Origin of the sequence: Pseudomonas sp. 58(2021) (assembly GCF_017491585.1) — a bacterium.
Lineage (GTDB): Bacteria > Pseudomonadota > Gammaproteobacteria > Pseudomonadales > Pseudomonadaceae > Aquipseudomonas > Aquipseudomonas fluorescens_BT.
On sequence record NZ_JAFGYZ010000021.1, the window covers coordinates 67206 to 79520 of the forward strand.

The window sequence follows — 12315 nt, forward strand, 5'->3', positions numbered from 1 at the left end:
CAGGCAGGCACAAAAAAACCGGCCAAATGGCCGGTTTCTCTGGCTCTGAGAGGTTGGTAGAGACTCTCAGATACTGCTATGTGGTGCCCCGAGGGAGACTCGAACTCCCACTCCTTTCGAAAACGGATTTTGAATCCGCCGCGTCTACCAATTCCGCCATCAGGGCTCAATGGCGGCGAAGTATAGAGAGGTGCCTACCGTTGGTCAATCACGTTTCATGGTCAATTTTCGATATTTCCGCTAGACTTTCCGGCCCTGCTAGACGAACCCCATCATGCGCGTTGCTGACTTTACCTTCGAGCTTCCTGATTCGCTGATCGCCCGCCACCCTTTGGCCGAGCGTCGCGGTAGTCGCCTGTTGACCCTGGATGGGGTCAGCGGCGCCCTGGCACACCGTCAATTCACTGATCTGCTTGAGCATTTGCGCCCCGGCGATCTGATGGTGTTCAACAATACCCGGGTGATTCCGGCGCGGCTGTTCGGGCAGAAAGCCTCCGGCGGCAAGCTGGAAATCCTCATCGAGCGGGTGCTCGATACGCACCGCGTGCTGGCCCATGTGCGTTCCAGCAAGTCGCCGAAACCGGGTTCGAAGATCCTTATCGACGGTGGTGGCGAAGCCGAGATGCTGGCGCGTCACGATGCGCTGTTCGAGCTGGGCTTCTCCGAGGAAGTGCTGCCGTTGCTCGACCGTGTCGGGCACATGCCGTTGCCTCCTTATATAGACCGCCCGGACGAGGGTTCGGATCGCGAGCGTTATCAGACGGTTTACGCCGAGAAGCTGGGCGCGGTGGCTGCACCGACCGCCGGGCTGCACTTCGACCAGACGCTGATGGAAGCGATCGCCGCCAAGGGCGTCGAGACTGCGTTCGTCACGTTGCACGTCGGCGCTGGCACGTTCCAGCCGGTGCGCGTCGAGAAGATCGAAGATCACCACATGCACAGCGAGTGGCTGGAAGTCGGTCAGGACGTGGTTGATGCCGTCGCCGCTTGCCGTGAGCGCGGCGGTCGAGTCATCGCTGTCGGCACCACCAGCGTGCGTTCGCTGGAAAGCGCCGCCCGCGATGGCGTGCTCAAACCTTTCAGCGGCGATACCGATATCTTTATCTACCCGGGCCGGCCGTTCCACGTGGTCGATGCCCTGGTGACCAATTTCCATTTGCCCGAATCCACGCTGTTGATGCTGGTTTCGGCGTTTGCCGGTTACCCGGAAACCATGGCCGCCTATAAAGCTGCCGTGGACAACGGTTACCGCTTTTTCAGCTACGGTGATGCGATGTTCATCACCCGTAATCCCGCCCCCCGCGGCCCAGAGGAATCCGTATGAGTCGCACCTGTCGTATGTCTTTCGAGTTGCTTGCCACCGATGGCAAGGCTCGTCGTGGTCGTCTGACTTTCCCCCGTGGCACCGTCGAGACCCCGGCCTTCATGCCGGTGGGCACCTACGGCACGGTCAAGGGCATGTTGCCGCGTGACATCGTCGCCACCGGCGCGGAGATCATTCTGGGCAACACCTTCCACCTGTGGCTGCGCCCGGGTACCGAAGTGATCAAGGAGCACGGCGACCTGCACGATTTCATGCAGTGGAAAGGCCCGATCCTGACCGACTCCGGCGGTTTCCAGGTGTTCAGCCTCGGCGCCATGCGCAAGATCAAGGAGGAGGGCGTGACCTTCGCCTCCCCGGTCGACGGCTCGAAAGTGTTCATGGGCCCGGAAGAATCGATGCAGGTCCAGCGCGATCTGGGTTCCGACATTGTGATGATCTTCGACGAATGCACGCCGTACCCGGCTGACGAAGACGTCGCCCGCGTGTCCATGGAGCTGTCGCTGCGCTGGGCTCAGCGTTCGAAGAATGCCCATGGCGACAACACGGCGGCGCTGTTCGGCATCGTTCAGGGTGGCATGCACCAGGACCTGCGCATGCGCTCGCTGGAAGGTCTGGACAAGATCGGTTTCGATGGCCTGGCCATCGGCGGTCTGTCGGTGGGCGAGCCGAAGCACGAAATGATCAAGGTGCTCGATTACCTGCCGGGCATGATGCCGGCTGACAAACCTCGTTACCTTATGGGCGTTGGCAAACCGGAAGATCTGGTTGAGGGTGTGCGCCGCGGTGTGGACATGTTCGATTGCGTGATGCCAACCCGTAATGCCCGCAACGGGCATCTGTTCATTGATACAGGCGTGCTGAAGATCCGTAACGCGTTCCATCGCCATGATGATTCGCCGCTGGATCCGACCTGCGATTGCTATACCTGCCAGAACTTCTCCCGCGCCTATCTGCATCACCTGGACAAGTGCGGCGAAATGCTGGGAAGCATGCTCAATACCATCCATAACTTGCGCCATTATCAGGTGCTGATGGCTGGTTTGCGCGAGGCTATTCAACAGGGTACATTGGCCGCCTTTGTCGATGCCTTCTACGCCAAACGCGGGCTCCCCGTTCCGCCTTTGGACTGAGTTTTCTGACCCCAAGATTCAACATTTGCAACTGGAGTGCTAAATGAGCTTTTTTATCTCTAATGCCATGGCTGACGCGGCTGCACCGGCTGCAGCGCCTATGGGCGGCGGCTTCGAGTGGATTTTCCTGGTCGGCTTCCTGGTCATCTTCTACCTGATGATCTGGCGTCCACAGGCCAAGCGCGCCAAAGAGCAGAAGAACCTGCTGAGCAGCCTGCAGAAGGGCGACGAAGTGGTCACCACCGGCGGCATCGCCGGCAAGATCACCAAAGTGGCCGATGACTTCGTGGTTCTGGAAGTTTCCGACACCGTGGAAATGAAGTTCCAGAAGGGCGCCATCGCCGCCACGCTGCCAAAAGGCACGCTGAAAGCGATCTAAGGTTCCAACTTCTACTCAATCGACGGGGCGCGCAAGGCGCCCCGCGTTCATAACGGGCGGCGTGATGCTGAACAAATATCCTCTGTGGAAATACATTCTGATCCTGGCGGTGCTGGCGATCGGTCTGATTTATTCCGCTCCCAATCTGTACCCCGATGACCCGGCCATCCAGATCAGCGGCGCCAGCACGGCCCTGCAGGTCAACCAGGCCGACCTGGACCGCGTGAGCACCGCGCTCAAGGAGTCCGGGATCAACGTCAAGGCTTCGAGTCTGGCAGCGAACGGCAAGGGCGGTCTGATCCGTCTGACCAAGGCTGAAGACCAGTTGCCGGCCAAGGACGTTGTACGCAAGGCATTGGGTGATGACTACGTCGTCGCGCTGAACCTGGCACAGACCACTCCGCAATGGCTGCGCAGCCTGGGCGCGCACCCGATGAAGCTGGGTCTGGACTTGTCCGGTGGTGTGCACTTCCTGCTGGAAGTGGACATGGACAAAGCCCTCGACGCACGCCTGAAAGTCTACGAAGGCGACGTCAAGAGCCTGCTGCGCAAAGAGAAACTGCGCTATCGCAGCCTGCCGCAGCTCAATGGTGCCATTCAGCTGGGCTTCAGCGATGCTGACTCCCGCGAACAGGCCCGCGTGCTGATCCGCAAGAACTTCAACGATTTCGACATTGTTCCGGCTGACCTCAACGGGCAACCGGTGCTGCGTCTGGCGATGACCCCGGCCAAGCTGGCGGAAATCCGTGAATATTCCATCAAGCAGAACTTGACCACGGTACGTAACCGCGTCAACGAGCTGGGTGTTGCCGAGCCGATCGTCCAGCGTCAGGGCGCCAACCGTATCGTGGTTGAGCTGCCGGGCGTGCAGGACACTGCCGAAGCCAAGCGTATCCTCGGCAAGACGGCCAACCTGGAGTTCCGTCTGGCTGCAGAGCCGGGCGCTTCGAAAGCCACTTCCGAAACCTTCGAATTCCGCGAAGGCAAGCGTCCTCCTGCCCAGATCGAGCGTGGCCTGATCATCACCGGTGACCAGGTGACTGACGCCAAGGCCGGTTTCGGCGAGCACGGCACGCCTGAAGTGAACATCCGTCTGGATGGCCACGGTGGCGAGCTGATGAGTCGTGCGACCCGCAGCAACGTCGGTCGCAGCATGGCGGTGATCTTCATCGAGCAGCGTCCGGTGACCACCTACGTCAAGCAGATGGTCGACGGCGTCGAGAAAGACGTTGCCGTGCAGACCTTCAAGGAAGAGAAGAAAATCATCAGCCTGGCGACCATTCAGTCGCCGCTGGGTGCGCAATTCCGTATCACCGGCCTGAACGGCCAGGGCGAGTCGTCCGAGCTGGCGCTGCTGCTGCGTGCCGGTGGTCTGGCGGCTCCGATGTACTTCGCTGAAGAACGTACTATTGGCCCGAGCCTGGGTGCGGACAACATCACCAAGGGTATCGATGCATCGCTGTGGGGCATGCTGTTTGTCTCGCTGTTCATCATCGCCATCTACCGCTTCTTCGGTCTGATCGCCACTGTCGCACTGGCGGTGAACATGGTGCTGCTGCTGGCGTTGATGTCGCTGCTGGGTGCAACGCTGACCCTGCCAGGTATCGCCGGTATCGTGTTGACCATGGGTATGGCGGTCGACGCCAACGTGCTGATCTTCTCGCGGATCCGCGAAGAGATCGCCGCCGGCATGACCGTGCAGCGTGCAATCAACGAAGGCTTCGGCCGGGCATTCACTGCGATTCTCGACGCCAACCTGACCACCTTGCTGGTCGGCGGCATCCTCTTCGCCATGGGCACCGGCCCGGTGAAGGGTTTCGCAGTGACCATGTCCCTCGGGATCTTTACCTCGATGTTCACGGCCATCATGGTGACCCGCGCGATGGTCAACCTGATCTTCGGCGGTCGTGACTTCAAGAAGTTGTGGATTTAAGGGGCTGCCATGTTACGTACAATCAACTTCATGGGCGTTCGCAACTTCGCGTTCGGCGTCACATTGTTCCTTACCGTGCTGGCCTTGTTCAGCGTGTTCCACAAGGGCATGAACTGGGGCCTGGACTTCACCGGCGGTACGCTCATCGAGCTGACCTACGAGCGTCCGGCCGACGTCACCAAGGTGCGTGAGCAACTGGTTACCGCCGGTTATCACGAAGCGGTCGTGCAGAACTTCGGTGCGACCACCGACCTGCTGGTGCGCATGCCGGGTGAAGACCCGCAGCTGGGCCATCAGGTAGCGGAAGCGCTGCAGAAGGTCGGCGGTGAGAACCCGGCGACGGTCAAGCGCGTCGAGTTCGTCGGCCCGCAGGTCGGTGAAGAGCTGCGCGACCAGGGCGGCCTCGGCATGCTGCTGGCGCTCGGCGGTATCCTGATCTATCTGGCTTTCCGCTTTCAGTGGAAATTCGCGGTCGGTGCCATCGTTTCGCTGATTCACGACGTGATCGTGACCGTGGGGATCCTGTCGTTCTTCCAGATCACCTTCGACCTGACGGTGCTGGCGGCGGTGCTGGCGATCATCGGTTACTCGCTGAACGACACCATCGTCGTGTTCGACCGGGTGCGTGAGAACTTCCGCGTGCTGCGCAAGGCTTCGCTGATCGAGAACATCAACATCTCGACCACTCAGACCCTGCTGCGCACCATGGCGACTTCGATCTCCACCTTGCTGGCGATCGCGGCGCTGCTGTTCTTCGGTGGCGACAACCTGTTCGGCTTCTCCATCGCCCTGTTCATCGGTGTTCTGGCGGGTACCTACTCGTCGATTTACATCGCCAACGTGGTGCTGATCTGGCTGAACCTGTCTTCGGAAGACCTGATTCCGCCGGCCAATACCGAGAAGGAAGTCGACGACCGTCCATAACGGCCATCGTTACCCCGGTTGTCAGCCAAAAAAAGGCGCGAGTTGAACTCGCGCCTTTTTTATTGCTCCAAGGCTGGGAGAAGCGCGGGCGCGTCCCGCATGTGATGGTCAGGAGGTTCATGTGAACAAGTCGTTGCTGGTTGGTGCGGTACTGGGTGCTGTCGGTGTGACTGCCGGGGGCGCTGTTGCCACCTACAGCCTGGTGAAAAGCGGCCCTGAGTATGCGCAGGTATTGGCCGTCGAGCCGGTCAAGACACAAATCAAGACTCCACGTGAAGTGTGCAAGGATGTGACGGTGACCCGGCAGGCGCCGGTGAAAGATCAGCACCAGATCGCCGGCACCGTGGTCGGTGCGCTGGCGGGTGGTCTGCTGGGTAACCAGATCGGCGGCGGCACCGGCAAGAAGATTGCCACGGTGGCCGGTGCGGTCGGTGGTGGTTACGCCGGTAACAAGGTTCAGGAGGGTATGCAGGAGCGTGATACCTACACCACGACTCAGACTCGCTGTAACACGGTGAATGACATCAGCGACAAGGTCGTGGGCTATGACGTCCGGTATTCGCTGGACGGCAAGGAAGGCAAGGTGCGGATGGATCGTGATCCGGGCAACCAGATTCCGGTCGACAAGGAAGGCAAGCTGATCCTGTCGCAGAACGCGCCAGGCCAGTAACTGGCTGAAGGCTTATAAGAAAAGCACCCTTCGGGGTGCTTTTTCATGCCCATAAAAAAACACCCCGAAGGGTGTTTTTTGATTTCGCGGAACGCTTAGCGCTTCAGCGAGGCTGGCAGGTGCGGCTGGATCGCCGTCAGAACTGCCTTGAAGCATTTGGTGTTGCCGGCGACAACGTGGCCTTTTTCAAGGAAGTCGTGACCGCCGGTGAAGTCGCTCACCAGGCCGCCGGCTTCCTGAATCAGCAGGGCGCCAGCCGCCATGTCCCACTCGGACAGACCCGACTCCCAGAAAGCATCGAAACGACCGGCAGCAACGTAAGCCAGATCCAGGCTCGCCGAACCGGCGCGGCGGATGCCGGCAGTCTGGCCAACCAGGGCGCGGAACATGCCCAGGTAGTTGTCGAGGTTGTCCATCTGGTCGTCACGGAACGGGAAACCGGTACCCAGCAGAGCGCCGTCCAGGCTGGTGCGACCGCTGACACGCAGACGGCGACCGTTCAGTTGAGCGCCGCGACCACGGCTGGCGGTGAATTCTTCCTGGCGAACCGGATCCAGAACAACGGCGTGTTCCAGGCGACCACGGTATTTGCAGGCAATGCTGACAGCGAAGTGAGGAATGCCGCGCAGGAAGTTGGTGGTGCCGTCCAGCGGATCAATGATCCACAGGTATTCTTCACCTTCGATACCGCTACCGGCGTGCATGCCGGTCTCTTCACCCATGATCGAGTGATTCGGGTAAGCCTTGCGCAGAGCGTCGATGATTTTCTGTTCGGCGGCGCGATCCACCTCGGATACATAATCCTTGGCGTCTTTTTCGTCGACCTTGATGGTATCCAGGCGCTCGATGGAGCGGAAGATCAGTTCACTGGCGCTGCGGGCGGCGCGCAGCGCGATATTCAGCATGGGCTGCATGGATGTGTCACCTAAGGTTGTTAAAGAAAGCCGCGCATTCTATCAGAACTTTTCTTCAGGTGAAGGTCGCTGTTCGCTTTCATAGCTTAACGGTAGGCTGTTCTGTAAGATTTGCACCCCTTTGCCGAGTCCGAGAGCGCCCGCCGTGCTGCAGAATATTCGTGTCGTCCTGGTCAACACCAGCCATCCGGGAAACATCGGCGGGACCGCGCGCGCCATGAAAAACATGGGCCTGTCGCGTCTGGTGCTGGTTGATCCGCGAGTCTTTCCGCATCACGAAGCCGATGCCCGTGCTTCCGGTGCCGGTGACATCCTTGAAAACGCGCAAGTCGTCGCCACCTTGGAAGACGCCCTGGTCGGTTGCAATCTGGTGCTCGGCACCAGTGCCCGTGACCGGCGCATTCCCTGGCCATTGCTGGATCCGCGCGAGTGCGGGACCAAAGTGGTCGAGGAGGCCGGGCAGGGCGCGGAAATCGCGCTGGTGTTCGGTCGTGAAGATTCCGGGCTGACCAATGAAGAGCTGCAGCGATGTCACTATCACGTGCACATCCCCTCCGATCCTGAGTTCAGTTCGCTGAACCTCGGGGCGGCGGTGCAGGTGTTGAGTTATGAAGTGCGCATGGCCTGGCTGGCCGCACAGGGACGGCCGACCAAGATCGAGAAGGAAGAAGTGGCCTCCGTGAAAAGCGCAGAGCTTGCGACCATGGATGAGCTGGAGCGCTTCTATGAGCACCTGGAACAGACGCTGGTTGCGATCGAATTCCTCGATCCGGAAAAGCCTCGGCACTTGATGGCGCGCCTGCGCCGGTTGTACGGACGCAGCTCGGTCAGCCGAGCGGAAATGAATATTTTGCGTGGCATCCTCACGGAAACCCAAAAAGCGGCCCGTGGCGAGCTCCTTAAGCGGAAGGATTAATGATGTTCGAGCGTTTGCGTGAAGATATCCAGAGCGTATTCCACCGAGACCCGGCGGCGCGTAACGCTTTTGAAGTCCTGACCTGCTACCCCGGCATGCATGCAATCTGGATTCATCGACTGGCCGGCATGCTCTGGCGCAATGATCTGAAATGGCTGGCGCGGCTGGTGTCGAACTTCGGTCGCTGGCTGACCGGAATCGAGATTCATCCGGGTGCCAAGGTCGGTCGACGCTTCTTCATCGACCATGGCATGGGTATCGTGATCGGCGAAACCGCTGAAATCGGCGACGACGTGACGATCTATCAGGGCGTGACCCTGGGGGGTACCAGCTGGAACAAGGGCAAGCGTCACCCGACGCTCGGCGATGGCGTGGTGGTGGGGGCGGGCGCGAAGGTGCTCGGTCCGTTCACTGTCGGCGCTGGCGCCAAGGTCGGTTCTAACGCCGTGGTCACCAAGGAAGTGCCTCCGGGCGCCACAGTGGTCGGGATCCCGGGCCGGATCATCGTCAAGTCCGATGATGAGGTCGACGCCAAGCGCAAGGCGATGGCCGAGAAGATCGGCTTCGATGCCTACGGCGTCAGCGAAGACATGCCCGATCCGGTGGCGCGTGCCATTGGCCAGTTGCTCGATCACCTGCAAGCGGTGGACGGACGTCTGGAAGGAATGTGCGGCGCGCTTAAGGATCTGGGCAGTAATTACTGTGCGAAAGACCTGCCCGAGCTGCGTGAAGAAGACTTCGCCTGCGTCAAGGGCAAGGACGAATCCAAGCTCCACTGATGCCCCTGCAGGGCTGCTGCCGACCGGTGTGCCATTAGGCCGCAGACCCTGCTATCATTCGCGCGCTCTTTTGCGGGTAAACCCGACTAAAGCACTAGGTCTTATAGTTGACTTAAATGCTCGGGAATTGCATACTCCCGTCCATTCCGAACTCCGTGGTAATTGTCCATGCGACTGACTACAAAAGGCCGATACGCCGTGACCGCCATGCTTGACCTGGCGTTGCACGCGCAACACGGGCCGGTGTCCCTGGCCGATATCTCCGAGCGCCAAGGCATCTCCCTGTCCTATCTCGAACAGCTTTTCGCCAAGCTGCGCCGCAGTAACCTGGTTTCCAGTGTTCGCGGTCCGGGCGGTGGTTACCAGTTGTCCCGCGACATGCAGGGCATTCAGGTCGCCCAGGTGATCGATGCGGTGAACGAATCGGTCGATGCCACCAAATGCCAGGGCCAGGGCGATTGCCATTCCGGCGACACCTGTCTGACCCATCACCTGTGGTGCGACCTGAGCCTGCAGATTCACGAATTTCTCAGCGGTATCAGCTTGGCCGACCTCGTAACTCGCCGTGAGGTACAGGAAGTGGCCCAGCGTCAGGATCAGCGTCGTTGCAATGGCAAGGCGCCGCGCCTGGACAAGATTGAAGCGTCCGCCGTCGAATGACAGCCAGAGAGCTAGCGGCACGCCAGCCAGCCTGATTTAGGAGATAGTCCATGAAATTGCCGATTTACCTTGATTACTCTGCGACCACCCCGGTCGATCCGCGCGTTGCGCAAAAGATGAGTGAATGCCTGCTGGTCGACGGAAACTTCGGTAACCCGGCGTCCCGTTCCCACGTGTTCGGCTGGAAGGCCGAAGAGTCCGTCGAAAACGCCCGTCGTCAGGTGGCCGACCTGGTCAACGCCGACCCGCGCGAAATCGTCTGGACCTCCGGTGCCACCGAGTCCGACAACCTGGCAATCAAGGGTGCGGCACATTTCTACGCCTCCAAGGGCAAGCACCTGATCACCTCCAAGATCGAGCACAAGGCTGTCCTCGACACCATGCGCCAGCTGGAGCGTGAAGGTTTCGAAGTGACCTACCTCGAGCCGACCGAAGACGGTCTGATCACGCCGGCCATGATCGAAGCCGCACTGCGCGAAGACACCATCCTGGTGTCGGTGATGCACGTGAACAACGAAATCGGCACGGTCAACGACATCGCCGCCATCGGCGAGCTGACTCGTTCCAAAGGCATCCTGTTCCACGTCGACGCCGCTCAGTCCACTGGCAAGGTCGATATCGATCTGCAGAAGCTGAAAGTCGACATGATGTCGTTCTCTGCCCACAAGACCTACGGCCCTAAAGGCATCGGTGCGCTGTACGTCAGCCGCAAGCCGCGTGTGCGCATCGAAGCGACCATGCACGGCGGCGGTCACGAGCGTGGCATGCGTTCCGGCACCCTGGCGACTCACCAGATCGTCGGCATGGGCGAAGCGTTCCGTGTGGCCAAGGAAGACATGGCTGCCGAAAACGTGCGTATCAAGGCGTTGAGCGACCGTTTCTACAAGCAGGTCGAGCATCTGGAAGAGCTGTACGTCAACGGTAGCCTGACCGCCCGCGTTCCGCACAACCTGAACCTGAGCTTCAACTACGTTGAAGGCGAGTCGCTGATCATGGCGCTCAAGGATCTGGCGGTTTCGTCCGGTTCGGCCTGCACCTCGGCGTCGCTTGAGCCTTCGTACGTACTGCGCGCCCTGGGCCGCAACGACGAACTGGCACACAGCTCGATTCGCTTCACCTTCGGCCGCTTCACCACCGAAGAAGAAATCGATTACGCCGCGCAGAAAGTCTGCGAGGCCGTTACCAAGCTGCGCGCTCTGTCGCCGCTGTGGGACATGTACAAAGACGGCGTCGATATCTCGAAGATCGAGTGGGCGGCACACTAAATATAGAAGCCGCCGGATACAGATCCTGTAGCGACGCGGCGGTTTGCGCAGCGCAGTTGCAGGGTCTCAAGAGCGGCCCTGATGAGTGAGGATTGAGAATCATGGCTTACAGCGAAAAGGTCATCGACCACTACGAAAACCCGCGTAACGTCGGCAAGATGGACGCGGAAGATCCAGATGTCGGCACTGGTATGGTCGGCGCTCCGGCGTGCGGCGACGTGATGCGTCTGCAAATCAAGGTCAACGAGCAGGGCGTTATCGAAGACGCCAAGTTCAAGACCTACGGCTGCGGTTCGGCTATCGCTTCCAGCTCCCTCGCCACTGAGTGGATGAAGGGCAAGACCCTGGACGAAGCGGAAACCATCAAGAACACTCAGCTGGCCGAAGAACTGGCCCTGCCGCCGGTGAAAATCCACTGCTCGGTTCTCGCTGAAGACGCCATCAAGGCGGCCGTTCGCGACTACAAGCAGAAGAAAGGCTTGATCTAAGCATTGGGCGACGAGTAAGGAGTCAACGATGGCTATCAGCATGACAGAAGCGGCTGCTCGACACGTGCGACGCTCCCTCGACGGGCGCGGCAAGGGTGAAGGGATTCGTCTGGGTGTTCGCACCACGGGCTGTTCCGGCCTTGCCTACGTGCTGGAGTTTGTCGACGAGGTGGTTGCAGAAGATCAGGTGTTCGAGAGTCACGGCGAAAAAGTGATTATCGACCCCAAGAGCCTGGCCTACCTTGACGGCACCGAGCTCGATTTCGTCAAGGAAGGGTTGAACGAAGGCTTCAAGTTCAACAATCCCAACGTGCGCGGTGAGTGTGGCTGCGGCGAAAGCTTCAACATCTGAGGCTGGTCGTGGGAACTCCTTGTCATTTCGCTTTATTCGAGCTGCAACCGGGCTTTCGTCTGGATCTCGAGCAGTTGGCCACGCGCTATCGCGAGTTGGCGCGCGGCGTTCATCCCGATCGTTTTGCCGACGCTTCCGAGCGTGAGCAGCGCTCGGCGCTCGAACAGTCCGCTCGGCTCAACGATGCTTACCAGACGCTCAAGAGTCCGGCCCAGCGTGCGCGTTACCTGCTGACGATCAGCGGTCATGAAGTGCCGATGGAAGTCACGGTCCATGATCCCGAGTTTCTGTTGCAGCAGATGCAATGGCGCGAAGAACTCGAAGATCTGCAGGACAGTGCCGACCTGGCGGGCGTTGCAGCCTTCAAGCGTCGCCTGAAAACTGCCCAGGAACAGCTGAACGAAAGCTTCGCAGCCTGTTGGGATGATGCGGCGCAGCGCGAACAGGCCGAACGCCTGATGCGGCGCATGCAGTTCCTCGACAAGCTCACCTACGAAGTGCGCCAGTTAGAAGAGCGCCTCGACGATTAACCCAGTGCCGCTCCGGTCGCACGCCTGATATACAGATAAGTCCTGATCACG

General features: G+C 60.0%; 14 protein-coding genes and 1 tRNA gene. 13 read left to right on the forward strand and 2 right to left on the reverse strand.

What is annotated here, in order from left to right; translation table 11 throughout:
* Window positions 1–81: 81 nt before the first annotated feature.
* Window positions 82–166: transfer RNA gene (locus J5M72_RS22400), tRNA-Leu, on the reverse strand.
* A gap of 108 nt (window positions 167–274) precedes the next feature.
* Here J5M72_RS22400 and queA point away from each other — a divergent pair.
* From queA to J5M72_RS22430, 6 genes are all read left to right on the forward strand, one after another.
* A complete protein-coding gene (gene queA, locus J5M72_RS22405) occupies window positions 275–1324 on the forward strand; it encodes a tRNA preQ1(34) S-adenosylmethionine ribosyltransferase-isomerase QueA (RefSeq protein WP_169431790.1) in 1050 nt (349 codons plus the stop codon).
* A gap of 14 nt (window positions 1325–1338) precedes the next feature.
* Window positions 1339–2454 (forward strand): tRNA guanosine(34) transglycosylase Tgt, encoded by a 1116-nt coding sequence (gene tgt, locus J5M72_RS22410; protein ID WP_161794909.1) that lies wholly within the window; start codon window positions 1339–1341, stop codon window positions 2452–2454.
* A 43-nt stretch (window positions 2455–2497) separates the two neighbouring features.
* Window positions 2498–2833 (forward strand): preprotein translocase subunit YajC, encoded by a 336-nt coding sequence (gene yajC, locus J5M72_RS22415; protein ID WP_007956696.1) that lies wholly within the window; start codon window positions 2498–2500, stop codon window positions 2831–2833.
* Between the two features lie 64 nt (window positions 2834–2897).
* Window positions 2898–4766: a protein translocase subunit SecD gene (gene secD, locus J5M72_RS22420; protein ID WP_169431789.1), complete on the forward strand. Its 1869-nt coding sequence runs from the start codon at window positions 2898–2900 to the stop codon at window positions 4764–4766.
* A gap of 9 nt (window positions 4767–4775) precedes the next feature.
* Window positions 4776–5690 carry a protein translocase subunit SecF gene (gene secF / locus J5M72_RS22425; protein ID WP_085709391.1) on the forward strand — a complete coding sequence of 305 codons (915 nt, stop codon included), beginning with the start codon at window positions 4776–4778 and terminating at the stop codon, window positions 5688–5690.
* 121 nt (window positions 5691–5811) lie between these two features.
* On the forward strand, window positions 5812–6360 hold the full coding sequence (locus tag J5M72_RS22430; RefSeq protein WP_169431787.1) for a glycine zipper 2TM domain-containing protein: 549 nt from the start codon (window positions 5812–5814) through the stop codon (window positions 6358–6360).
* 95 nt (window positions 6361–6455) lie between these two features.
* On the opposite strand, the gene suhB is transcribed toward J5M72_RS22430, so the two are convergent.
* Window positions 6456–7274 (reverse strand): inositol-phosphate phosphatase, encoded by an 819-nt coding sequence (suhB, locus tag J5M72_RS22435; protein WP_085709393.1) that lies wholly within the window; start codon window positions 7272–7274, stop codon window positions 6456–6458.
* A 145-nt stretch (window positions 7275–7419) separates the two neighbouring features.
* On the opposite strand from suhB, the gene trmJ reads away from it, so the two are divergent.
* The 7 genes from trmJ to hscB all read left to right on the forward strand — a co-directional run bounded on the left by trmJ (window position 7420) and on the right by hscB (window position 12264).
* Entirely contained in the window at window positions 7420–8190 is a 771-nt protein-coding gene (gene trmJ, locus J5M72_RS22440; protein WP_207867135.1) for a tRNA (cytosine(32)/uridine(32)-2'-O)-methyltransferase TrmJ, read from the forward strand.
* A 2-nt stretch (window positions 8191–8192) separates the two neighbouring features.
* On the forward strand, window positions 8193–8969 hold the full coding sequence (gene cysE, locus J5M72_RS22445) for a serine O-acetyltransferase (protein ID WP_085699842.1): 777 nt from the start codon (window positions 8193–8195) through the stop codon (window positions 8967–8969).
* A 168-nt stretch (window positions 8970–9137) separates the two neighbouring features.
* A complete protein-coding gene (gene iscR / locus J5M72_RS22450; protein ID WP_007956690.1) occupies window positions 9138–9629 on the forward strand; it encodes a Fe-S cluster assembly transcriptional regulator IscR in 492 nt (163 codons plus the stop codon).
* A 50-nt stretch (window positions 9630–9679) separates the two neighbouring features.
* Entirely contained in the window at window positions 9680–10894 is a 1215-nt protein-coding gene (locus J5M72_RS22455) for an IscS subfamily cysteine desulfurase (RefSeq protein WP_169431785.1), read from the forward strand.
* 101 nt (window positions 10895–10995) lie between these two features.
* Window positions 10996–11382, forward strand: coding sequence for a Fe-S cluster assembly scaffold IscU (gene iscU / locus J5M72_RS22460; RefSeq protein WP_027619655.1), 387 nt, complete (start codon window positions 10996–10998; stop codon window positions 11380–11382).
* A 28-nt stretch (window positions 11383–11410) separates the two neighbouring features.
* Window positions 11411–11734, forward strand: a complete 324-nt coding sequence (gene iscA, locus J5M72_RS22465; RefSeq protein WP_003227904.1) for an iron-sulfur cluster assembly protein IscA — start codon at window positions 11411–11413, stop codon at window positions 11732–11734.
* 8 nt (window positions 11735–11742) lie between these two features.
* Entirely contained in the window at window positions 11743–12264 is a 522-nt protein-coding gene (hscB, locus tag J5M72_RS22470; RefSeq protein WP_169431784.1) for a co-chaperone HscB, read from the forward strand.
* Window positions 12265–12315: the final 51 nt, after the last annotated feature.